Origin of the sequence: Caulobacter sp. ErkDOM-C (assembly GCF_048541825.1) — a bacterium.
Taxonomy (GTDB): domain Bacteria; phylum Pseudomonadota; class Alphaproteobacteria; order Caulobacterales; family Caulobacteraceae; genus Caulobacter.
In genome coordinates this window covers 3,237,480-3,260,465 of the sequence record NZ_CP183332.1, presented here as the reverse complement: position 1 = coordinate 3,260,465, position 22,986 = coordinate 3,237,480, and the positions used below count along the sequence as shown (strand labels likewise).

Below are 22,986 nucleotides of genomic sequence, written 5' to 3'. Positions count from 1 at the left end.
GCGGCCTGTCCCGCAAGCTCAGAGCAGGGGCTGGGCGATCAGGGCGGCTTCCGCGTCGCAGCGGGTCTTGTCCGGCGCCGGTCCGGCCTTGCGAGCGGCGGCGATCTCCTTGCGGATGCCGGCCAGGTCCGACTGGAACAGCGGGGTCCCGCTGACGGTCGCCATCAGGGCCGAGGCGTTCAGCTGGCCAGCCGAGACCGCGCTGGCATTGTGCACGCCGCACACCAGGCGGCTTTCGCCGAAGGCCCGGGCGCGGGCCAGGATCGCCGTGGCGTGCTCGGGATCGGCCTGGGCCAGGGCCAGGCCGATCGCATAGCCCCAGGTGGAATGGCCCGAAGGATAGTCCGGGCTCTTGGCCAAGCCTTCGGACTTGTCGACACAGATCGCGCCCTCATCGACCAGATAGGGCCGGGGCCGCTTGTAGAAGTCCTTGGGGCCATTGACGGCCGCGCCGATGTCGAACCGCAGGCGCAGCAGCAGCCCGGCCATGCGGGGCGTCTTGGTCAGGGACGGGGTGAAGCCCAGGGCGCAGTCGAAGTCGGCCAGGATCGCCTTTTCGTCGACGTCCTTCTGGGCCAGTGACCAGCGCGGGGTGTCCTTCAGGGCGCGGGTCGCCAGGAAGATCTTGCGATCGGCCTCGGCCTGGGGCGAGCCGGGCAGGGGCGCGGCCGGCAGGACCTTGATCGCGTCATAGGTCCCCGGCGCCAGATAGCCGGCGGGGACGGTAGAGACCGGCTGTCCTGGAGACGCGACGCTGGAGCCCGCCATGGCCAGGGCGCTGACGGCGATCATAAGGCTGACACGCATGAAAAAGTCCCCCGAACGAGTGTTCGGGGGACCCTGCATTTTCATCGGGACGCTATCAAGCCTACTTGCCGAACAGCTTGTTCCAGCGCGGACGCTCGCGGCCCTTCCAGGCTTCGCGGTGATAGGCGTCCGAGGCGATCAGCGGCACCACGGTGGTGGCTTCGGCGAACACCATCTGCTCGTGGGTGGTGTTGACCTTGCCCCAGCTGGCGGCCTCTTTCAGGGTCGAGGAGCTGCAGGCGCCGTCGCGGACGTCGGCGACGGTGATCTGGATGGCGTACTTGTGCATGTCGGCCTCGACGCCGAGGATCTCGGCGCAGACCACGGTGTCCTGGGCGAAGTTCTTGGGAACGCCGCCGCCCACCATGAACAGGCCCGTCGTGCCGGCCGCGATCTTGATGTCGGTCAGTTCGCGGAAGTCGGCGACCGCGTCGATCATCAGATAGGGCTGCTTGGCGGCGATGCGTTCCTTCTGGTGCTTGACTAGGCCAAAGCCGGCCGAGCTGTCGACGAAGGCCGGGCAGAAGATCGGCACGCCCTGCTCATAGGCGGTCTGGATCAGCGAGCCGGGCTTCTTGGCATTGCCCTCGCTCAGCCACTTGCCCATTTCCCAGATGAACTCGCGGCTGGAATAGGCGCGCGGCTCCAGGGCGTTGCAGATCTCCAGGATCGTGTGATCGCAGTTCTGGAGCTCTTCCTCGTCGATATAGGTGTCGTAGATGCGGTCGATATAGTTCTCGCGCAGCACGTTGTCGTCGACGCTGCCGGCGGCCTGATAGTGCTTGAAGCCCAGGGCCTCGAAGAAATCCATGTCGACGATCGAGGCGCCGGTAGCGACCACGGCGTCGATCATGCCGTTCTGGACCATGTCGCGATAGACGTGCATGCAGCCGCCGGCCGAGGTGGAACCGGCCAGGATCAGCCACGGCGAGCAGGACTTGTCTTCCAGGGCCATGTTGAAGATGTCGGCGGCGCGGGCGGTGTCGCGGCTCGAAAAGCTCATCTTGCGCATGGCGTCGATGATCGGGCGGGCGTCGAAGGACGCGATGTCGATGTGCTCGACGACGTTTTGCAGCAGCTCGGCCTTGGTATTCGGAACGGGTGCGTTCATCTCGCGGGTTTCCCTTTGGTTTGAGCGCCCGTCGCAGCAGCCCCGCAGCCGGGACGGAGCAACCGGCGGGCGGGAGCGGGACAGTCGCCCTGTCCCGCATGGGGTTTATCAGACACTGCCCTGGCGTTCGACGACCAGGATGCGGGCCTCTCCGATCGGATGGGCGACATGTTCATCGCCTGTCTCCGCGTAGCAAGCGTCGCCAGCGTTCAGTCTTTCGACGCTTTCCGCGCCGTCTTTGCGCCAGTGCATATCCACCGTTCCCGACAGAACGATGAACACCTCGGGGCCATCATTGACGTGCCAGACATAGGGCTGGTCGGTCCAGTGCAGGCGCACGGTGGTCCCGTCAACCGAACCGACATCGAGCGCGCCCCAGGGCCTTTCGGCCCGGAACGTGTTCAGATCCCGCAGGAAGCGCACGGCTAGCGCCGACGACGCTTCTTGCCCGCCGCGCCCTTGGGACGCGAGAAGCGAACGACCTTGCGCTCTTCCGATTCCGGCTTGTGGGTCGGGATCGAGCGCTTGGCCAGGCCGTACATCGAGGCCATTGGCGCGTCCTGGACCTCGACGGTCTCGTTCTCGCCAAAGCCGTTGAAGCGGGTCGACATCGCCACGCCATAGGCGCCCAGCATGCCGATCTCGATATAGTCACCCTCGTCGACACTTTCCGGCAGATAGAACGGGCCGGGCATGTGATCGATGCTGTCGCAGGTCGGGCCGTAGAAGCGGAAGGGCTTGAGACTGTCTTCGACCATCTCGCCGCCCGCAGGGCCGTTCTTGCGATACAGCTTGACCGGGAAGGGCCACTTCATGTGCGCCGCGTCGAACAGCGAGCCATAGGACCCGTCGTTCAGATACAGCGCGTCGCCCTTCTTCAGCTCGACCTTGACCAGCAGCGACGAGGCTTCGGCCACCAGGGCCCGGCCGGGTTCGCACCACAGCTGGGTCGACTCGTGGACCATCATCTCGGCGAAGCCGCGATCAATGGCGGCCAGATATTCGGACATGTCCGGCGGAACCATGCCGGGATAGATCGACGGGAAGCCGCCGCCCACGTCGACGACATCGGCCAGCACGCCGGCGCGAACCAGGGCGCGCGAGGCCTGGGCCATGGCCGCCTGATAGGCGGTGGGCCGCATGCACTGGCTGCCGACATGGAAGCTGACGCCCATCAGGTCCTGGGTGGCGCGGCGAGCGGCCAGCAGCAGGGCCGGGGCGTCGTGCGGCTCGACGCCGAACTTGCCCGACAGGCTGTAGGCCGCGCCCTCGGCCTGCACGCCCATGCGGACCATCAGATTGAGGTCCTTGGCGTTGCCGGTCGCGTCGAGGATCTTGGCCAGCTCTTCGTGGGTGTCGAACGAGAACGTCCGCACGCCATGATCGAAATAGGCAGCCGAGATCGCCACGCGGCTTTTGACCGGGTGCATGAAGGCCATGCGTGAGCCGGGCGCGTGTTGACCAACGAGTTCGATCTCGTTGAGCGACGCCACGTCGAACGATCGAACGCCGGCGTCCACGAGCTCGCGGATCACCCACGGCGAAGGGTTGGCCTTCACCGCGTAAAAGACGTCGCCTTTAAATTCAGCCTGGAACCAGCGCGCCGCTACGGACACCGCGTCCGGCCGCACGAGTGCGACTGGACGTTCCGGTGACCGCTCACGGACCAGGTCCAGGGGTTCATGGTACGTGTGCAATTCACGTAGACCCCTGCAAAAGTTAAACCTAGCCGGCGTTAGCAGCGCTTATGAGGACTTCGGGTCCGCCGGAGCCGTGCGAAATAGGGGCATAGTCCCCCGATGTAAAGTCCCTTTTGGGGCCCGGTCCTGAGGTGATTTGAACCACCCGCCGTCACAATTCCATTGCGAACCACCGCCAAAGCGGTGAACGCATTCCCCTTGGCCAGAAACCCCGTTAAGGATTCTCCCCGACCATGACGTCGGACCCAGTTCTCTCGATCCGCGCCGCCTCCAAGACCTTCGGGTCTCGTCGTGCGCTGGACGCCGTTTCGCTCGACGTTCGTCGCGGCGAGATGATCGCGCTCATCGGCCCCTCGGGCTCGGGCAAATCCACGCTGCTGCGGTCGATCGATGGTCTGCAGACCATCGACGCGCCCAAGGACGACAAGAGCGGTGACGGGGTGATCACCGCCTTCAGCGGACCCGTACAGGCTCGGGGCAAGGTCAGTGACCAGGTCCGCAAGGCCCGGGTTCGCATCGGCTTCATCGCCCAGCAGTTCAACCTGGTGGGCCGCCTGTCGCTGTTCAGCAATGTGGCTCTTGGCTCACTGGGGCGCATCCCGTTCTGGCGCGGCGTGTTCGGCGCCTGGCCTCAGGAGACCAAGGCCGCGACCATGGCCGCCCTGCACCGGGTCGGCGTTTCCGACTATGCCGCCCAGCGCGCCAATACCCTGTCAGGCGGCCAGCAGCAGCGCGGCGCGATCGCCCGGGCCCTGGTCCAGAAGGCCAAGATCATCCTGGCCGACGAGCCGGTCGCCTCGCTCGACCCCGTCTCGGCCCGCAAGGTCATGGAGATCCTGCGTGATCTCAACAAATCCGACGGCCTGACCGTGGTCGTCACCCTGCACCAGGTGGACTACGCCCTGCGCTACTGCGACCGGGTCGTGGCCCTGAAGGCCGGCAAGAAGGTCTATGACGGCCCGGCCGACGGCCTGAAACGCGAACAACTCATCGACATCTACGGCCCGGAATTCGAGGACGTATTCTGGGAAGGAGCTCCGCAATGATCCGCCGCAGCCTGTTTATCGCCGCCGCAGCCACCCTGGCCCTGTCGGCCTGTTCGCCCAAGCCGGTCGCCGAGGGACCCAAGGACACCATCGTGTTCTCGATCCTGTCGACCGAGTCGGCCCAGAACATGGAGAGCTACTGGAAGCCCATCCTGGCCGACATGGAAAAGCAGACCGGCATGAAGGTGAAGCCGTTCTTCTCGTCCAACTATTCGTCGCTGATCGTGGCCATGGGCGCCGACCAGACCGATGTGGGCTGGTTCTCCAACCAGTCGGGCCTGGAAGCCGTGCGCCGTTCGGGCGGCGAGGTTTTCGCCCGCACCTTCGATCCGTCGGGCACGGACGGCTACAAGTCGGTGATCATCGTGCCGGCTGACAGCAAGCTGACGCTGCAGGATCTCCTGAAATGCGACAAGACGCTCGACTTCGGCATCGGCGACAAGAAGTCGACCTCGGGCACCCTGGCCCCGATGACCTATGTGTTCATTCCGGCCGGCAAGAAGCCCGACACCTGTTTCAAGACCGTGCTCAGCGCCAGCCATGACGCCAACCTGTTCGCGGTGGCCAACAAGAAGCTGGACGCGGCGACCAACAACACCACGGCCCTGCGCCTGAACGGTGATCGCGGCGCGGCCCAGTTGAACAAGGTCAAGGTGATCTGGGAATCGCCGACCCTGCCCGAAGATCCGATCGTCTGGCGCAAGAAGCTGGATCCGGTGACCAAGGAAAAGGTCCGCCAGTTCTTCCTGACCTATGGCCAGGGCGACACCCCGGTCGCGGCCCAGCAGCGCGCCAACCTGGCCAAGCTTTCGATGGGCGGCTTCCTGGCCGCTGACGATACCCACCTGCTGGTGGTGCGCGAAATGGAAGCCCTGGAGCAGTTTGGCCTGGCCAAGGAAACCGGCGACGCGGCCAAGATCGCCGCCACCCAGCAGGCTCTCGACGGGGTCAAGGCCGAGCGCCTCGCCGCCGAGGGTAAGGCCGGTCTGCCCGCGCCGGCCAACTGAGCCTATCCATGAGCAGCGACACCATCCCGCCGCCGCCTAAGAAGTCGGCCTCGGCCCTGGCCTTCGACATCCTGCTGTGGGGCGGGGTGATCGGCCTGCTGATCATCAGCTTCAGGCCGGCCGAGATCGACAAGTTTCCGCAGCTGGTCACGGAAGCGGGCCGGATGCGCGAGTTCGCGACTGGCTTCTTCGCGCCGTTCGGCGACGCCAAGCTGTTCATGGAAATGGACTGGTCCACCTATGTCGGCAAGATGTGGCAGACCATCCAGATGGCGCTGTGGGGCACCGCCCTGGCCATCATCGTCGCCATTCCGCTGGGCCTGCTGGGCGCGCGCAACATCACGCCGGTGTGGATCCAGCAGCCGGTGCGCCGGGCGCTGGACCTGATCCGCTCGCTGCCCGACCTGGTGGTGGCCCTGATCTTCATTACTGCCGTGGGCCTGGGACCGTTCGCCGGCGTCATGGCCCTGATGTTCAACACCGGCGGCGTGCTGGCCAAGCTGTTCGCCGAGGCGGTCGAGTCGATCGACAAGGGTCCGGTCGAGGGCGTGCGCGCCACCGGCGCCGTGCCCTTGCAGGAAATCGTCTGGGGCGTGATCCCGCAGGTCGCGCCGCTGTGGACCAGCTATGCCTTGTACCGCTTCGAATCCAGCAGCCGCTCGGCCACCGTGCTGGGGCTGATCGGGGCGGGCGGTATCGGCCAGGTGCTGCTGGAATCCGTCAACGGATTTCAGTACGACCAGACGGGCTGCATCGTGCTGGTGATCGTGGTGGCGGTGTCGCTGATTGACCTGCTGTCGCAGATCATTCGCAGCCGTTTACTCTGACGACTGAGCATTATGTGTCTAGTTGGCCACAGGTTAACCCCTTGAAAACGCTTGTCGTCAGGCTGTCACAAATCGGTGGCTGAACCGTCATGGGACCCCGGTAAGCCGCTGTAATCCTGATCCCGCTCCTCGCAAGAGGGGTGAGAGGCCAGGGGCAGCCTTAAGGGGAATTCTCACATGATCACCAAGACCTCGCTGGTCGGCGGGTCCGCGCTGGGCGTCATGCTCGCGCTCGGCCTGGGCGTTTCGGCTCAAGCTCAAGAAACGACCACCAGCTGGAAGGGCGCGCCTCAGTTCGCCAACGACACCCTGACCTTCAAGGTCCGCGGTCGCGTGTACGAAGACGTCGTCTATCAGGACGTTGACCGCACCGGTACCGGCGTTGACTTCAAGGCCTGGAACACCCGCCTGCGCACCGCCCGTCTGGGCGTTGAAGGCACCTGGAACGGTCAATGGGCCTACAAGGCCGAGGCAGCGATCTCGAGCGGCGGCGGCACCACCCAGTGGGAAGACCTGACCCTCGAGTACAAGGCCACTGAAACCACCTCGATCATCGTCGGTAACTTCAAGACCGTCTCGCTCGAGGACCTCACCTCGTCGCGCTACAACACGATGATGGAACGCGGCGCGTTCAACGACTTCATCAACGCCGGTCGCGTGATGAACCTGCAAGTCAAGACCAACGGCCCCAACTGGACCGCCGGCGTCGCTCTGTCGGGCGACAGCCTGAACAGCGCCGATGTCGCCACCAACATCGGTACCGGCTCGAAGGAAACCTTCGGCTACAACGGTCGCGCCACCTTCGCGCCGATCATCACCGACACCACCACCCTGCACCTGGGCGTCTGGGGCCGTTACCGCGATCGCGGCGACCAGGCCAACTTCACCTATCAGGTCCGCAACAACACCAACTACGGCGCGCGTTACACCTCGTCGGGCGCTGTTGGCGTTCACGACAAGACCATCGGCCTGGAAGCCGCCCTGCTGCACAAGCAGTTCTCGCTGCAGACCGAATACGCCCGCATCACCGCCGACCGCACCGGTACGGCTTCGGACGTTGACCTGGACGCCTTCTACGTCACCGGCAGCTTCTTCCTGACCGGCGAAACCCGCCGTTATGAAGCCGCTCGCGGCGAGTTCAACCGCACCCGCATCCTGTCGCCGGTCACCGCCGGTGGCATGGGCGCCTGGGAAGCTGCCCTGCGTTATGACTCGGTCGACCTGACCGATCTGAAGGGCGTGGCCACGGCCGGCAAGTACACCGCCCTGACCGCTGGTCTGAACTGGTATCCCCACCCCTACGTCCGTTTCCAGGCCAACTACACCAAGGCCCAGAACGACAACCCCACCTTGACGGCGGGCGTGAACCGCGAGCTGAACGATGTCGACGTCGACACGTTCCAGATGCGCGCCCAGTTCGACTTCTAAGACTGACTATCAAGCAGGCCGCGCTGGGCGCGGCCTGCTTCCTCCCCACGCCTTAGAGATTTCCAGGAGTTCTCCATGAAGAAGCTTCTTTCCTGCGCGGCCGCTGCCGTGGCCCTGTCGGGCCTCGCCGCCGTTCCCGCCCACGCCGCCCGCGACTACGTCTGGGCTGCCGGCTCCTCGACCGTTTTCCCCTTCTCGACCCGCGTGGCCGAGAACTTCGCCAAGAAGACCGGCAAGAAGGCCCCCAAGGTCGAATCGCTGGGCACCGGCGGCGGCATCAAGCTGTTCTGCTCGGGCGCCGGTGAAGGCTTCCCCGACATCGCCAACGCCTCGCGTCCGATGAAGAAGTCCGAGTTCGACGCCTGCGCCGCCAAGGGCATCAAGGACATCGTCCAGATCAAGATCGGCTTCGACGGCATCGTTGTCGCCACCGACAAGGACGGCGCTGACTACAACTTCAAGACCGAGCACCTGTTCCTGGGCCTGTCGGCCCAGATCCTGAAGGGTGGCCAGTGGGTCAAGAACCCCAACAACAGCTGGGATGATGTCGGTCCGGGCCTGCCGGGCAACCGCATCCAGGTCTATGGCCCGCCGCCCACCTCGGGCACCCGCGACGCCTTCGTGGAACTGGCCATCGAGGCCGGCGCCCGCAAGTTCCCGACCGCCGACGAACTGCGCTCGAACAACGAAAAGCTGTTCAAGCAAAAGGTCGACCCGCTGCGCGCTGACGGCTGGATCGACGCTGGCGAGAACGACAACGCCATCGTCGGCACCCTGACCAAGACCCCCGGTTCGCTGGGCGTGTTCGGCTATTCGTTCCTCGAAGAGAACATGGACAAGGTGAAGGGCGCGACCGTCAACGGCGTGAAGCCCAACGCCCAGACCATCTCGGACGGCTCCTATCCGCTGGCCCGTTCGCTCTACATCTACGTCAAGAAGTCCAGCATCGGCGTCACGCCGGGCCTGGCCGAGTTCCTGTCGGAGTTCACCTCGGACGCCGCTTCGGGTCGCGGTGGCTATCTGCAGGGTCGCGGTCTGATCCCGCTGCCCCCCGGCCAGCACGAAGCCCAGAAGAACGTCGTCAAGAACAAGACCTCGATGGCCCGTCCGGCCTCGTAAGACGCTTAAATTTTCCCCGACCAAACTTACCTCGCCGCGGCCCTATGGGCCGCGGCGATTTCTTTTGTATAGTGGCTCAACGGTTCACCCTCGCCGCGCAAGGAAGTCAGGGTCGCGGCCGCCGTCCGGCGCCGTGTCATTGACCCCCTAGGGCTATGATCCTCCTCGCGCTCGCTGTCGTGTTTCTCCTCGTTCTTTTGAACGGGGTTTTCTCCATGTCTGAACTGGCGGTGGTCTCCGCCCGCCGGGCTCGGCTCCAGACCTTCGCCGATCGCGGCGACAAGGGCGCCAAGCTGGCCCTGGCCATGGCCGAGCATCCCACCCGGTTCCTGTCGGCCGTGCAGGTGGGCATCACCCTGATCGGCATCCTGGCCGGCGCCTATGGCCAAGCCACCATCGCCGCCGCCCTCGACCACTGGCTTGAGCCCATGCCGATGATCGGGCCGCATTCGGAGATCATCGCCACCATCGTGGTGGTCATCGGCCTGACCTATGTCTCGGTCATTCTGGGCGAGCTGGTTCCCAAGCGCCTGGCCCTGCTGTTCCCCGACGCCATCGCCCGCCGCATGGCCCCGTTCCTGGCCATTGTCGCCCTGGTGCTGCGCCCCTTCGTGACTATCCTCACCGTCTCGACCGCCGCCATTCTCAAGCTGATGGGCGTGCGCGACGAGCGCACCAACGACATGACCGCCGAAGAGGTCGAGACCGTCCTGGCCGAAGGCGCCGACGCCGGGCTGATCGAGCCCGAAGAGCGCTCGATGATCCAGGAGGTGCTGCGCCTGGGCGACCGCCCGGTGCGCGTGGCCATGACCCCGCGCCGCGACCTGTTCTGGATCTCCCTGGCCGACACCCCCGAGGAGATCCTGGCCGAGATCCGCGCCTGCCGCTATTCGCGCATCGTGGTCGCCACCGATGATGATCTGGACGGCGATATCGGCGTGGTCCTGAAGAAGGATCTGCTCGACGCGGCCCTCTCCGGTGGCCCGATCGACGTGCTTGCCCACGTCCAGCAGCCGATCGCCATCCCCGAGACCATGTCGCTGCTGCGCGCCATGGCCCTGTTCAAGCAGACCCCGCTGCACATGGCCCTGGTGGTCGACGAATTTGGCTCGGTTCAGGGGGTGATCACCCCCATCGACCTGCTGGAAATGATCGCCGGCGACTTCCCCGAGAGCCACGACGACACCGAGACCCGGATCCTGCGCCGCGAGGACGGCTCGTGGCTGGTCGACGCCCGCCTCGACATCCAGGAGCTCAACGACGCCCTGGGCGAGGCCTTCGAGGCCGAGGGCGGCTACCACACCGTGGCCGGCCTGATCCTCGACCGCCTGGGCCGTATCCCCCGCGAGGGCGAGATCGTCGAACTGGGCGGCTTCGACGTCGAGATCGTCGACATGGACGGCTCGCGGATCGACAAGGTGATCCTGAAGCCGTGCCTGCGACGCAAGGGCGAGGCGGAGTAGGGGGCGGGGCGGGCGCTATCAAGTCCTCCCCCTGAAGGGGGAGGCGATCACGTAGTGATCGGAGGGGGTAGTGCTGCTGAGTCGGTGCGGTCTTCCCCCACCGGCCTCCGGCCGCCTCCCCCTTCAGGGGGAGGACTTATGGGGATAGACCGCCCTCTATCCCCGTTGCTTCCGGAACAAACCCCAACCCAATCAACCGCTTGCAAAAAACTTGATCGCGCCAATCAGACGCGCCGAAACCGCCCGCATAATCAATCTCACCTGACAGCACGGGAAGGGCGCACGTACGGCGACCGTTGCGGCGGTCAGGGGTGGTCGAGCGGGAAGCGCCCGCCGGCCGTCGTCGAAGGCCCGGCAGGGTCTGGTGGAGCGGATCGGTCCTTGCGGGGGCCGGACGCGTTGAAGCCGGACCGGGACCGCTGGGAACTCCCTTTGGCGACGCCCGCACGAAGCGCAGCAGGCATGGGCTGAAATCGCCCATGCGGTCTGGACGGGGTCGCTAACCCCTCCACCCGTCGGGGGCCTAACGTCGGAAGCGGGTTAAAACCCCGCGCCCCGAGGGCTCACCGGATAACGGCTGCGCGGAGCGTCTGTCTTCGTCGAAACGGTACTTATACAAACTCACATCCGGGCGAGGCCCGGGCGCTCCGCGACCCTTCCCATCAACTCGGCGGTTTCCGCGCGAGGCTGCGAAGCCATGTCTAGGCCGCCGTCCGGCCGCGCAGGCGCGCCAGCCGCCGCAGCCGCCGCCAGAACCGGGTCTTTTCCGGTTCGGGATAGGGCTGCAGGTTGCGGAAGAACTCCTCGGCGCAGGCGCGCCACGAGAAGCCCTCGGCGAACTTGCGGACCACGGTCTTGTCGAGGTCCAGGCACGCCAGGCAGGCCTCGCGCAGCCCGTCGGTCTGGCCCGGCGCCAGGGCCCCGGCGTTGGAGCCGGGGATGATGTCGATGGGGCCGGGGGCCGAGAAGGCGGCCACGGGCACGCCGGCGGCCATGGCCTCCAGGATCACCAGGCCGAAGGTGTCGGTCAGGGAGGGGAAGCAGAACACGTCGGCGCAGCCGAAATAGCGGCCCAGCTCCTCGCCGAACTTGGCGCCCAGGAACTTCACCTCGGGATATTTTTCGGCCAGCTCTTCGCGTTGGGGACCGTCGCCGATCACCACCTTGGTGCCGGGCAGATCCAGGCTGGCGAAGGCCTCGATGTTCTTCTCGACGGCCACGCGGCCGACATTGAGGAAGATCGGGCGCGCAAGGCCCGCGAACACGTCGGGTTCGCCCGCCGCGCGAGGCTTGAAGACGTCGGTGTCGACGCCGCGCGACCACGGCGAGAGATTGCGGAACCCGTGCTTGGCTAGCTCGTCGCGCATGGTGGGCGTGGCCACCATCAGGCGCCCGGAGGGCTTATGGAACCAGCGCATATAGGTGTAGCCGGCGGCCAGCGGCAAAGGCAGACGGGCCGAGACATATTCCGGGAACTTGGTGTGGTAGCTGGTCGTGAACGGCAGCTTCCATTCCAGGCAGATGCGGCGGGCGGCCAGGCCGATCGGACCCTCGGTGGCGATGTGAATCGCTTCGGGCTCGAACGACTTGAAGCGGTCCTGCACCGGCTCATAGGCGCCGATCGCCAGCTTGATTTCCGGATAGGTCGGCAGCGGGAAGGTGGGGAACTGGTCAGGGCTGACGACATCGACCTCGTGGCCCATGGCGCGCAGTTCGTCGACCACCCGGGTGAGGGTGCGAACCACGCCGTTGACTTGAGGTTCCCAGGCGTCTGTGGCGAGAAGTATCCGCATCAGGCGGCGGCAGGCTCCGGCAGGGGCTCGGTGGCGGGCGTGGCCAGCTTGCGGTCGATCACCGACCACGAGCGCAGCTTGGCCCATTCGAGGATTTCGAGTTGACCGTCGGCGTGTTCGACGAGGGCCGTGCAGCTTTCCACCCAGTCACCATCGTTGACGTAGGTGATTCCGTCTATGTCGCGCATCTCGGCCTTGTGAATGTGCCCGCAGATCACCCCGTCGACGCCCCGGCGGCGCGCCTCGTCGGCCACGGCGGACTCGAAGTTCTCGATGAAATGCAAAGCGTTCTTCACCTTGACCTTCAGATAGGCCGAGAGACTCCAGTAACCGAAACCCATGCGTCGCCGAGCGCGGTTCAGCAAGGTATTCAGCATCAGGATGGTTCTATAGGACCAATCCCCGAGGAAGGCGAGCCACTTGGCCTGCTGCACGACGCCGTCGAATTCGTCGCCGTGGACCACCAGGTAGCGCTTGCCGTCGGCGGTCTCGTGGATCACGTCGCGGGCCACCACGACACCGCCGAAATGCACGCCGCAGAAGTCGCGGATGCGGTCGTCGTGATTGCCGGGGACATAGATCACCTCGGTGCCCTTGCGGGCCAGGCGCAGGATCTTCTGGACCACGTCGTTGTGGGCCTGCGGCCAGTACCACCCGCTGCGCAGCTTCCAGCCGTCGATGATGTCGCCGACCAGATACAGCGTGTCGCACTCGACATGGCGAATAAAGTCCAGCAGCAGCTCGGCCTGGCACCCGCGGGTGCCCAGATGCAGGTCGCTGATGAAGATGCTGCGATAGTGGCGGACAGCGGATTCGGCGCTCATGCAGGTCCCCGGTTGCTGCGCCTGGTCGATCCGCCCCCGGATTGGTCGCGACCTTCGGCGAGAGATCCGGCGATTAAGCTGATTGCATGTCGCTTTGATGAAACCCGGCCGCGGCATTCAGCCTTTGGTAACCTGTGGCCCGTCTCCGGAGCCCCTCGGCAGGGCGCCGTTTCGCCTTGAAAACAGGCGCCGACCCAGGCTGGGTAGCAGGCCGGGCGCGCGACGAGCGTCGCCATACCGCGCCTTGCGACGCGAGGCGGTCAACGGCTGTTGCGATGCAGCATGGGCCGCACTAGATCAGGGCGATGGATGCCGCCCGCCTCGCCAAGGATACGCCGAAATCGTTGAAGACGCGGGCGCGGATTCTCGATTGCGCCATGCAGCTGATCGCCCGGATCGGCTATCACGCCGCCAGCAATCCGGTCATTGCGGATGCGGCGGGTCTGACGCGCGGGGCGATGCTGTATCATTTCCCGACCCGCGAGGCTCTGGTCGAGGCCGCCGTGGCCCATGTCCAGGCCGAGCGTTCGGCCCTGTTCCGCGCCGCAGCCGACACCCTGTCGCCCGGCGGCGACGTCACCGAGCACGCCATCGACAGCTATTGGGACCTGCTGCAGAGCGTGCCGTTCATGGCCTTCGCCGAGCTGGAGGCCGCTGGTCGCACCGATCCGGCCATCCAGGCCCTGCTGGCCCCGGCCCAGGCCGAGTTCGACCGCGCCCAGGCCGGCGATCACTTCCTGAAGATCCTGCACGCCGGCGCCGGCCCACGGTTTCAGGCCAGTCGCGACCTGGCCCGCTTCATGCTGGAAGGCCTGGCCCGCTCGACCCTGACCTACGATAGCGAGGGTCGGAAGGCGCGCCTGCTGGCGGTGATCAAGCGGGCGACCCAAATGCTCAACCGCAAGGGCGACATCCAGGATTTGTGGCCGGACTAGGGGTGAGCCTAGTAGGCGTTTTCGGCGGTCAGCAAGTGCGGGGCGGTCAGCAGCATGATCCGCAGGTCGCCCGCGAAGGACCAGTTTTCGATATAGGCGATGTCGGCCCTGACGCGCCGGGCCATCGACTCGATATCTTCGGTGCCGCCGCGCAGTCCCTGAATCTGGGCCAGGCCCGTCAGGCCCGGACGCGCCCTTTGGCGCAGGGCGTAGCCGGGGATCAGTCCGCCATAGTGCTCGTCATGGACCCGGGCGTGGGGACGGGGGCCGACCAGAGACATGTCGCCCTTGAGGACGTTCAGCAGCTGGGGCAGTTCGTCGATGCTGGTCTTGCGGATAAAGCGCCCCACGCGGGTGATCCGGTCATCGACGCGCGCCGCCTGCACGACGGTCTCGCCGCTGTCGTCGCAGAGCATGGAGCGGAACTTGTAGATCATGAACAGCTGCCCGTTCAGGCCGCCCCGGGCCTGCCGAAACAACACCGGGCCCGGCGATTCCAGGCGGATCAGCAGCGCCACCAGCAGCAGCGACGGCGCGAACAGCACCAGCAGGGCCAGGGCTGCGACGACGTCGAACACGCGCTTGGCCGGATCCCACGCGACGCGTGGCCTAAGGCCCTCCGCACGCGAGAGATCCGCCCGCGGACGAGAAACTACACCGGTCATCGGTCCCCACCGTACTCTCATCACGGGAAAGGGGCGCAGGACTTGGCGCGCCTTTGCCAGTGTCCATTCTGGGCCACGATCGCGACGACGTATGTGACGGGAGTCACAGTCACTGCCAGATCATCCCGCCTCCGGGCCGCTCCGTCGCCCTCCTGAACGGGGGACGCGTTAGGCCTTCAGCGCCCTGGGCAAGACCTCGGCGAAGATATCCAGCTCGGCCGGGCTAGCCGTTCCGACCCGGATCCAGGTGGGGTGCAGGGGGCTGTCAAACACCCGCACCTCGACGCCCATCGCCGCCAGGGTCTTCTGAAAGGCGAGGTTGGGCTTGCCGGTATCGATGAAGACATAGGTCCCGAACGACGGCAGGTAGCCGAGGCCATTGGCCTTGCAGATGGCGTAGATCTTTTCGCGACAGCCTTCCAGATAGGCCTTGGCACCGGCCAGATAGGCCGCGTCGCCATAGCAGGCCAGGGCCGCCGCCAGGCCGGGTCGGCCCTTGTGGGTCGGGATCAGGCTCTTCAGCTGCTTGACCCGCTGCGGCGGGGCGATGATGAACCCCACCCGCAGGCCGGCCATGCCATAGACCTTGGAAAAGGTCCGGGCGACGATCACATCATGGCCGGCCCTGACCAGGTCGATCATCGAGTGGCGGACGGGATCGGGGCTTATCTCGATATAGGCCTCGTCGACGATCACGGGCGCGGACTTCGCCGCCGCGACGCAGAAGGCCCGTAGGGCGTCCGGGTCCATCAGAAGGCCGGTCGGATTGTTGGGATTGCACACATAGACGCAGCCTGCGCCGTTGGCCTTTGCCGCCAGGGCCGGCAGATCGATCTGGTGGTCGCCGGTGAACGGGATCCAGTCCAGCTTGGCGCCCTGGCGCTCGGCGTAGAGCAGGGGTGTCGCATAGGTTGGCTGGGGCGCGACGATCGGGCCGGCCTTGGCGAAATGGGCCGAGAGCAGGGACAGGGCTTCCAGCGAGCCGTTGCACAGGCCCACCCTATCGGGATCGACGCCCTCGCGTTTGGCGATGGCCGCGATCAGCGGCGGTTCCAGCGACCAGGCGTAATAGGGCGTGTCGTCGAGCGCCTGCATGGCCGCCTTGCGGGCGGCGGGGCTGGGACCATAGGGATTTTCGGTGACCCCCAGATGGGCGCGGATCGCCGGCGGGGCTTTCGGATCGACCGCGGGCTCCGCTGCGACCGCAAGGGCCGGGGCCAGCGCCGCGCCGCCGATCAACAAGCCCCGTCGCGTCGTGTCCATGGTCCGCCCTCTGCTGTCGTCCCCGTAGTTGGGGCTGCAAGGGTGACAGGATCAAGACGCCATCAGGCCGTGGTTATGGGCAGGGCGGTCGTGAACTTGATCTGCTCCATCGCGAAGCTGGACGACACGTCGGTGAGCGGGGCGGTGGCGATCAGGCGCTTGTAGAAACGGTCATAGGCGGCGATGTCGCGGACCACGACCTTGAGCAGATAGTCGACGTCGCCACTCATCCGGTAGAACTCGACCACTTCGGGCAGGGCGCGGGCCCCGGCGGCAAATGTCGTGAGCCAGGCCTCGTCATGGCGGCCGGTCTTTACGGCCACGAACACGGTCAGGGACAGGTCCAGGGCGTCGCGGTCCAGCAGGGCGACGCGGGCGGTGATCACCCCGGCGTCCTGCAGCCGCTTGATGCGCTTCCAGCACGGCGTCTGGGTCAGCCCCACGCGTTCGGCCAGTTCGGCGATCGGGACGGTGGAGTCTTCCTGCAGGATCGCCAGCAGCCTGCGGTCGATGTGATCCAGATCAATCATCTTCATTTTCCGCTCGTTCGAGAATGAAATTCTCCATACGGCGAAAAAGGCAGCGCATCCAGTAATGCCATTCTCGCATTCCGCTTCATGCTTGGAGGCCTGACGACGAATTGGGGGTCCTCATGCTGAAGCCGTTCACGCGCCATCCGGAAGCGGTCGGCGAGACCTATGGCCAGCACATGGGCGTGGCCTGGAGCTTTGGCTTCACCCTGATCGGCGCGGGTCTGGCCTGCCTGATCCATGGCCTGCTGCCCTTCGCCTTCGAGCGCACCGGCAGCAACACCGTCCGCCGCCTCAACGAGCGCCTGGGCCGTCGCTGCGCCTTGGCCGACAAGACACTTGGCCTCGACCCGGCGCCCGTCCAGGGATGAATGCCACCGTCGCCAGACTGGGCGCTTTCCGCTTTGAGGCGGGCAAGCTTTGGCCGGGCCTGATCGCGGGCCTCGTGATCGCCCTGCTGGCCAAACCGCTCTCGCACCTGCTGCACGCGCCGGCCCCGCTCCTGGCGGTGGTACTGGGCATGGGCCTGGGCGCCCTGGGCCTGGGCGCCAGGCTGGCGGCCGGCCTCGACATCTGGGCCAAGCCGGGCCTGCGCCTGGGCGTGGCCATGATGGGCGCCCAGATCACCTGGAGCGAGTTCGCCCTGCTGGGCGGGCCGGCGATCCTGGCCAGCGGCGCCGTGGTGCTGGGCGGTCTCACCGTCGGCGCCGGGGTCGGCATGGCTCTGGGACTGCCCCTGGCTGAGGCCCTGATCGCGGCGGCGGCCTGTTCGATCTGCGGCGCCTCCGCAGCGCTCGCCGCCTCGCAGGCCGCGCCGGCCAGCCCGGCCAACCAGCGCACGACCGCCCTGGTGATCATCGGGGTCAATCTGCTCTCGACCGTGGCCATGCTGGCCTATCCGCCGATCGCTCACGCCCTGGGCTTTACGGCGCACCAGGCCGGCGTGTTCTTCGGTCTCTCGATCCACGACGTCGCCCAGGTGGCCGGCGCGGGCTCGTCGGTCTCGCCGGACGCCGCCAGCGCCGCAGCCCTGGCCAAGCTGGCCCGCATCGTCTGGCTGGGCCCGGCCGTGGTGCTGATCGGCGTGCTGCTGAGCCGCACCCAGGACGGATGCGGCAAGACCGGCTTCAAGGGGCCGCCGCTCTTCGTCCTGGGCTTCGCCGCCCTGGCCGCCCTGCGCGGGCTTGGCCTGCTGCCCGAGGCGCTGGTCGCCACCCTGGCGACACTGTCGAGCTTCCTGCTGCTGGCCGGTGTCGGCGCCATCTCGGCCAAGCTGGGACCTGCCGCACTGCTGCAGGTCAAGCCAAAGCTGGCTGCAGCCCTGGGCCTTTCCACCCTGGCGGTGGCGGCGCTGGCCTATGGCCTGACACGGGTCTTCTTCTAGGCGTCGCGGCTCGCCGGAGAGAATTTGCGGGCAAGGCACGCTCCACAGACAATCTTTGGCAGGAAATGCCCCGGCCGATCGCGCACGTCTTGGCGAAACACGTCGCCCAGCCCATGGTCGCGGCGCAAGACCAAGTCGGAGGGAATAGCCTTGAGTTTCTGGACGCGGCGCAAGTCGATCGACGCCATCGCGGCGGGCCATGACGGCCATCAACTGAAGAAGACCCTGAGCTGGCCGCACCTGGTCGCCCTGGGCGTCGGGGCTATTGTCGGCACCGGCATCTATACCCTGACCGGTATCGGTGCGGGTCTGGCCGGACCGGGCGTGATCCTGTCGTTCCTGATCGCCGGCGCGGTCTGCGCCTGCGCGGCGCTGTGCTACGCAGAGCTGTCGACCATGATCCCCGCTTCGGGCAGCGCCTATACCTACAGCTACGTCGCCATGGGCGAGCCGGTGGCCTGGTTTGTCGGCTGGAGCCTGATCCTCGAATACACGCTGGTCTGCGCGGCCGTCGCCGTCGGCTGGTCAGCCCACGCCACGGGCCTGTTCCGGATGATCGGCACGCCGGAAGCACTGCTCGCAGGCCCCCACATGGGCGGCATCGTCAACCTGCCCGCCGTGATCATCTCCTTCGCCGTCGCCGGCCTGCTGGCCCTGGGCACCAGGGAGAGCGCCACCATCAACATGGTGCTGGTGGCCATCAAGATCATCGCCCTGGCTGTGTTTGTCGTGCTGTGCATCCCGGCCTTCGACGCCAGCCACTTTACGCCCTTCATGCCCCAGGGCTTCGCCGCCACACCGGACGCCGCCGGGATAAAGGTGGGGGTGATGGCCGCCGCCAGCCTGATCTTCTTCGCCTTCTACGGCTTTGACGCGGTCTCGACCGCCGCCGAGGAGACCAAGAACCCCAAGCGTGACCTGACCATCGGCATCGTCGGCTCGATGGCCGTTTGCACCGCGATCTACATGGTCGTGGCCGCCGTCTCGATCGGCGCCTCGCGCACCGAAGTGTTCTCCAAGAGCGAGGCCCCGCTGGTGTTCATCCTGGAAAGCCTGAACCATCCCAAGGTCGCCCAGCTGGTGGCCCTGGCCGCCGTGGTCGCCCTGCCCACCGTGATCCTGGCCTTCATGTATGGCCAGAGCCGGATCTTCTTCGTGATGGCCCGCGACGGCCTGCTGCCCAAGACCCTGGCCAAGGTCAACGCCAAGACCGGCACGCCCGTGCTGATGACCCTGCTGACCGGCGCCCTGTCGGCCCTGATCTCGGGCTGGCTGTCGCTGAAGGACATCGCCGAGCTGGCAAACGCCGGCACCCTGGCGGCCTTCATCGCCGTGGGCCTGTCGGTGATCATCCTGCGGATCAAGGATCCGGGCCGTCAGCGGGTGTTCTCGACGCCGGTCTGGCCGGTCGTGGCCTCGGGCGCGATCCTGGGTTGCCTGTATCTGTTCTCCAGCCTGCCGACCAAGACCCAGCTGTATTTCCTCTACGCCCATTGCATCGGCGTGGTGGTCTATGTGGCGTTTGGCATGCGCAACAGCCTGCTGGCGCGCGCTGAGCGGACCTAGCGGCAAGGCGATTTAGGGCCGGCGTGTCGCGCGCCGGCCCTTCCATTCCTGAGCTTGACGGCTACAGTCTGCGTCAAAACAAGTGTTTGACGCAGGACGAAACGCCATGGCCCTCGATCTCGAAACCCGCGACCAGCTGCTCGACATGGTCGCCCGCTTCGTCGCCGAGCGCCTGCGGCCCATTGAGGCCAAGGTGGCCGAGGATGACGCGGTTCCGCAGGACGTCATCGACGAGATGAAAAGCCTGGGCCTGTTTGGCCTGTCGATCCCAGAGGCGTTCGGCGGCCTGGGCCTGAACATGGAAGAGGAATGCCTTGTCGGCGTCGAGCTGGGCCGAACCTCTCCGGCCTTCCGGTCGGCGTTCGGCACCAATGTCGGCATCGGCAGCCAGGGTCTGGTGATGTTCGGCACCGACGAGCAAAAGGCCAAGTGGCTGCCCGGCATCGCCTCGGGCGAGATCATCACCAGCTTCGCCCTGACCGAGCCGGAAGCCGGCTCCGACAGCGCCTCTGTCCGCACACTGGCCATCCGCGACGGCGACGACTACGTGCTCAATGGCTCCAAGCGTTACATCACCAACGCTGGCAAGGCCTCGCTGTTCACGGTGATGGCCCGAACCAGTCCCGAGACCAAGGGCGGCTCCGGGGTCTCGGCCTTCCTGGTCCCCAGCGGCCTGCCGGGGCTGTCCGTGAGCAAGCCCGAGAAGAAGATGGGCCAGCAGGGCGCCCATATCCACGACGTCACCTTCGACAATGTCCGCGTGCCGGCCTGGAATCGGCTGGGCGAAGAGGGCGAGGGCTTCAAGGTGGCCATGCAGGTGCTGGACCGGGGCCGACTGCACATCGCTGCCGTGTGCGTGGGTGTGGCCGAGCGGCTGATCAAGGACTGCGTGGCCTATGCCGGCGAGCGCAAGCAGTTTGGCCAGGCGATCTCGAACTTCCAGCTGATCCAGGCCATGCTGGCCGACAGCAAGACCGAGGCCCTGGCGGCCAAGGCTCTGGTCATGGAGACCGCTCGCAAGCGCGACGCGGGGCAGGGCGTGACGCTGGAGGCGGCGGCCTCCAAGCTGTTTGCCTCCGAGATGGTCGGCCGCGTAGCGGATCGGGCTGTGCAGATCTTCGGCGGGGCCGGCTATGTCGCCGACTACGGCATCGAGCGCCTGTATCGCGACGTGCGGATCTTCCGGATCTACGAGGGCACCAGCCAGATCCAGCAGGTGATCATCGCCCGGGAGACCATGAAACAGGGCGGCTAAACGCGTGTTCGGCGAACGCACTCTTTTGGAGAGTGCGGCGAGATGACGCACCTTGGGCGGGAACATTTAAGGCTGCATTAAGCATACGAGCAGAGGGTCATCCCACAAGCTGCACCCCAGGATGGACCAAAGCCGATGAGCCAGGATCATGACGTAAACGACCGTGTGGCGTTTATGGGGCTGGATGATCGCGCGCGGCAGGCGCTGCGTGATCTGCGGCCGCTCATTCGCAAGGAAATCGGCCCCGCGCTGTCGGTCTTCTACGGCAAGGTCAAGACGACACCGGCGACCAGCAAGTTCTTCAAGGACGAGCGGCACATGGACGCCGCCAGCAGTCGCCAGGCGGCGCACTGGGACGTCATCGCCCAGGCTGAGTTCGGCGACACCTATGTCAATACGGTCCGGACCATCGGTCAGGTTCACGCGCGCATCGGTCTTGAGCCGCGCTGGTATATCGGCGGCTATGCCCTGGTCATGGACCGGCTGCTGCGCGCCACCGTCGACTCGCTCTGGCCCAAGGGCTTCATGGCCAAGGGCGACCCCGCCCAGGCCGGCGAGGCGGTCAGCGCCCTGATGAAGGCGGTCATGCTCGACATGGACTTCGCCATCTCGATCTATCTCGAGACCATCGAAGCCGATCGTCAGCGACTTGAGGCCTCGCGTATCGAGAACGAGCAAAGCCAGACCAGGCTCGTCGAAAGCCTGGCCACAGCGCTCGCCCATCTGGCCCAGGGCGATCTGGTCAGCCGTATGGACGAAGAGGTGAAGCCCGAGTTCCAGAGGCTGAAGGACGATTTCAACAGCGCCGTTCGTACGCTCGAGGAGGCCATGAGCCGCATTTCCGGCGTGACCGGCAATATCCGCGCCGGGTCGGATGAAATCGGCATCGCGGCTGATGACCTGTCGCGCCGCACCGAGCAGCAGGCCGCCAGTCTGGAAGAGACCGCCGCCGCCCTTGACCAGATCACCTCGACCGTCCGGCGTTCGGCAGCGGGCGCCAAGCAGGCGTCCGAGGTTGTGGCGGGCGCCAAGACCGAGGCCGAACGCTCGGGCGTCGTGGTCGACCAGGCCGTGGCCGCCATGGGCGAGATCGAAAGCTCGTCGCGCGAAATCGGCAACATCATCGGCGTGATCGACGAGATCGCCTTCCAGACCAACCTGCTGGCCCTCAACGCTGGGGTCGAAGCGGCGCGCGCCGGTGAAGCCGGTCGCGGCTTCGCGGTGGTCGCCCAGGAAGTGCGGGCTCTCGCCCAACGCTCCGCAGACGCCGCCAAGCAGATCAAGACCCTGATCTCGACCTCGACCCAGCAAGTGGGTCAGGGCGTGAACCTGGTGGGACAAACCGGCGACGCCCTGCGCGGCATCGTCGCCAAGGTTGCCGAGATCGACACCCTGATCGTCCAGATCTCCGCTTCGGCCCAGGAGCAGGCCACGGGCCTGCATGAGGTGAATACGGCCGTCAATCAGATGGACCAGGTGACTCAGCAGAACGCCGCCATGGTCGAACAGACGACGGCGGCGACACACTCGCTCAAGGATCAAACGGCCGAACTGGTCAATCTGATCTCGGCCTTCCGCGTGACCGATTCGCGGCCCGCCGCGTCCGCTGCGCCCGCCCGTCCGGCCGCCAGACCTCCATCGCAGGCCAGTCGTCCAGGCGGCGGCGCGCGGCCGGTCTCCCGGGGATCAGCTGCGACGGCTGTTCGAGAGGCGTGGGAAGAGTTCTGAGAAACAGCTGTCGCCAGCAGACTGAGACCCAGCGCGGGATCTATCGACAGAAGCGGCCGCCCCGACGGGCGGCCGCTTTTTCCTGTCGGCTGTCGCACACGGCAAAACGCCCCCGCGAACCAGACGCGAAGCGATCCATCGGAACGCTTCGGTCTGGTCGGCGGAGGCGTTTTGAGCCCCTTGGTAAGGAGCTTGAAGTTTACGCGCCGCCCGGGAAGCGGAACGGAACCTTCACGGTGCCGGTCTTGGCGCCCATCGGCAGCTTGTCAGCGATGCACATGGCGGCCTTGTCGAAGCCCTTGCCGGCCGCGCTGTTGTCAACAACCTTGCATTCCGAGAGCTTTCCAGCGTCAGCGGTGCATTCCAGCATCACCTGGGCGGCGTCCCGGGTATTGGCGAACTGTTGCAGGCAACGGCTCATTTGGTCTTCGAATCCGCCAGCTGCCGAGGCGGCTTGAGCGATGAACAAGCTGCCAGCGATTCCTGCGGCAAAAGCGATCGGATATTTCATCCCGCTGCTCCTAGTAATGAATAC

The 22,986-nt window shown here is 66.1% G+C and carries 22 protein-coding genes; 12 read left to right on the top strand and 10 right to left on the bottom strand.

Annotated elements, in window-relative coordinates; translation table 11 throughout:
* Positions 1–18: 18 nt before the first annotated feature.
* The 4 genes from ACN2C8_RS15680 to ACN2C8_RS15665 form a co-directional block, all read right to left on the bottom strand.
* On the bottom strand, positions 19–807 hold the full coding sequence (locus tag ACN2C8_RS15680) for an acid phosphatase (protein WP_419252955.1): 789 nt from the start codon (positions 805–807) through the stop codon (positions 19–21).
* Positions 808–868: 61 nt separating this feature from the next.
* Positions 869–1,918 (bottom strand): 1,9-bis(guanidino)-5-aza-nonane synthase, encoded by a 1,050-nt coding sequence (locus ACN2C8_RS15675; RefSeq protein ID WP_419252954.1) that lies wholly within the window; start codon positions 1,916–1,918, stop codon positions 869–871.
* Positions 1,919–2,026: 108 nt separating this feature from the next.
* Positions 2,027–2,341, bottom strand: a complete 315-nt coding sequence (locus tag ACN2C8_RS15670) for a cupin (protein WP_419252953.1) — start codon at positions 2,339–2,341, stop codon at positions 2,027–2,029.
* A gap of 2 nt (positions 2,342–2,343) precedes the next feature.
* The gene (locus ACN2C8_RS15665; RefSeq protein ID WP_419252952.1) at positions 2,344–3,615 is read right to left on the bottom strand and encodes a type III PLP-dependent enzyme; all 1,272 of its coding nucleotides are present in this window, start codon (positions 3,613–3,615) and stop codon (positions 2,344–2,346) included.
* Positions 3,616–3,851: 236 nt separating this feature from the next.
* Between ACN2C8_RS15665 and phnC the strand changes: the two genes are divergently transcribed.
* From phnC to ACN2C8_RS15635, 6 genes are all read left to right on the top strand, one after another.
* Complete coding sequence (gene phnC / locus ACN2C8_RS15660; RefSeq protein ID WP_419252951.1) at positions 3,852–4,664, top strand: phosphonate ABC transporter ATP-binding protein; 813 nt, start codon at positions 3,852–3,854, stop codon at positions 4,662–4,664.
* On the top strand, positions 4,661–5,671 hold the full coding sequence (gene phnD / locus ACN2C8_RS15655; RefSeq protein WP_419252950.1) for a phosphate/phosphite/phosphonate ABC transporter substrate-binding protein: 1,011 nt from the start codon (positions 4,661–4,663) through the stop codon (positions 5,669–5,671). Before phnC ends, phnD begins: the two co-directional genes overlap by 4 nt.
* Positions 5,672–5,679: 8 nt before the next feature.
* Complete coding sequence (gene phnE / locus ACN2C8_RS15650; RefSeq protein WP_419252949.1) at positions 5,680–6,498, top strand: phosphonate ABC transporter, permease protein PhnE; 819 nt, start codon at positions 5,680–5,682, stop codon at positions 6,496–6,498.
* Between the two features lie 177 nt (positions 6,499–6,675).
* The gene (locus ACN2C8_RS15645) at positions 6,676–7,926 is read left to right on the top strand and encodes an OprO/OprP family phosphate-selective porin (protein ID WP_419252948.1); all 1,251 of its coding nucleotides are present in this window, start codon (positions 6,676–6,678) and stop codon (positions 7,924–7,926) included.
* Between the two features lie 75 nt (positions 7,927–8,001).
* Positions 8,002–9,045, top strand: a complete 1,044-nt coding sequence (locus ACN2C8_RS15640; protein ID WP_419252947.1) for a substrate-binding domain-containing protein — start codon at positions 8,002–8,004, stop codon at positions 9,043–9,045.
* Positions 9,046–9,200: 155 nt separating this feature from the next.
* Positions 9,201–10,508 carry a hemolysin family protein gene (locus tag ACN2C8_RS15635; RefSeq protein WP_419252946.1) on the top strand — a complete coding sequence of 436 codons (1,308 nt, stop codon included), beginning with the start codon at positions 9,201–9,203 and terminating at the stop codon, positions 10,506–10,508.
* 701 nt (positions 10,509–11,209) lie between these two features.
* Here the strand turns inward: ACN2C8_RS15635 and ACN2C8_RS15630 are convergent.
* Positions 11,210–12,301: a glycosyltransferase family 4 protein gene (locus ACN2C8_RS15630; RefSeq protein ID WP_419252945.1), complete on the bottom strand. Its 1,092-nt coding sequence runs from the start codon at positions 12,299–12,301 to the stop codon at positions 11,210–11,212.
* Positions 12,301–13,125 carry a UDP-2,3-diacylglucosamine diphosphatase gene (locus ACN2C8_RS15625; protein WP_419252944.1) on the bottom strand — a complete coding sequence of 275 codons (825 nt, stop codon included), beginning with the start codon at positions 13,123–13,125 and terminating at the stop codon, positions 12,301–12,303. The genes ACN2C8_RS15630 and ACN2C8_RS15625 overlap by 1 nt, the downstream gene beginning before the upstream one ends.
* Positions 13,126–13,430: 305 nt before the next feature.
* Here ACN2C8_RS15625 and ACN2C8_RS15620 point away from each other — a divergent pair, with 305 nt between their 5' ends.
* On the top strand, positions 13,431–14,060 hold the full coding sequence (locus ACN2C8_RS15620; RefSeq protein ID WP_419252943.1) for a TetR/AcrR family transcriptional regulator: 630 nt from the start codon (positions 13,431–13,433) through the stop codon (positions 14,058–14,060).
* 8 nt (positions 14,061–14,068) lie between these two features.
* Here the strand turns inward: ACN2C8_RS15620 and ACN2C8_RS15615 are convergent, their stop codons facing one another.
* The 3 genes from ACN2C8_RS15615 to ACN2C8_RS15605 form a co-directional block, all read right to left on the bottom strand.
* Positions 14,069–14,725 (bottom strand): exopolysaccharide biosynthesis polyprenyl glycosylphosphotransferase, encoded by a 657-nt coding sequence (locus ACN2C8_RS15615; RefSeq protein ID WP_419252942.1) that lies wholly within the window; start codon positions 14,723–14,725, stop codon positions 14,069–14,071.
* Positions 14,726–14,893: 168 nt separating this feature from the next.
* A complete protein-coding gene (locus tag ACN2C8_RS15610) occupies positions 14,894–15,988 on the bottom strand; it encodes a pyridoxal phosphate-dependent aminotransferase (RefSeq protein ID WP_419252941.1) in 1,095 nt (364 codons plus the stop codon).
* 62 nt (positions 15,989–16,050) lie between these two features.
* A complete protein-coding gene (locus tag ACN2C8_RS15605) occupies positions 16,051–16,524 on the bottom strand; it encodes an Lrp/AsnC family transcriptional regulator (RefSeq protein WP_419252940.1) in 474 nt (157 codons plus the stop codon).
* A gap of 116 nt (positions 16,525–16,640) precedes the next feature.
* Between ACN2C8_RS15605 and ACN2C8_RS15600 the strand changes: the two genes are divergently transcribed.
* The 5 genes from ACN2C8_RS15600 (at position 16,641) to ACN2C8_RS15580 (ending at position 22,451) form a co-directional block, all read left to right on the top strand.
* Positions 16,641–16,889, top strand: a complete 249-nt coding sequence (locus ACN2C8_RS15600; RefSeq protein ID WP_419252939.1) for a DUF6356 family protein — start codon at positions 16,641–16,643, stop codon at positions 16,887–16,889.
* On the top strand, positions 16,886–17,902 hold the full coding sequence (locus ACN2C8_RS15595) for a putative sulfate exporter family transporter (protein WP_419252938.1): 1,017 nt from the start codon (positions 16,886–16,888) through the stop codon (positions 17,900–17,902). The genes ACN2C8_RS15600 and ACN2C8_RS15595 overlap by 4 nt, the downstream gene beginning before the upstream one ends.
* A 150-nt stretch (positions 17,903–18,052) precedes the next feature.
* Complete coding sequence (locus ACN2C8_RS15590) at positions 18,053–19,468, top strand: amino acid permease (RefSeq protein ID WP_419252937.1); 1,416 nt, start codon at positions 18,053–18,055, stop codon at positions 19,466–19,468.
* Positions 19,469–19,574: 106 nt separating this feature from the next.
* Entirely contained in the window at positions 19,575–20,723 is a 1,149-nt protein-coding gene (locus ACN2C8_RS15585; protein ID WP_419252936.1) for an acyl-CoA dehydrogenase family protein, read from the top strand.
* Positions 20,724–20,858: 135 nt separating this feature from the next.
* On the top strand, positions 20,859–22,451 hold the full coding sequence (locus ACN2C8_RS15580) for a methyl-accepting chemotaxis protein (protein WP_419252935.1): 1,593 nt from the start codon (positions 20,859–20,861) through the stop codon (positions 22,449–22,451).
* A gap of 199 nt (positions 22,452–22,650) precedes the next feature.
* Here the strand turns inward: ACN2C8_RS15580 and ACN2C8_RS15575 are convergent, their stop codons facing one another.
* Positions 22,651–22,962, bottom strand: a complete 312-nt coding sequence (locus tag ACN2C8_RS15575) for a hypothetical protein (protein WP_419252934.1) — start codon at positions 22,960–22,962, stop codon at positions 22,651–22,653.
* Positions 22,963–22,986: the final 24 nt, after the last annotated feature.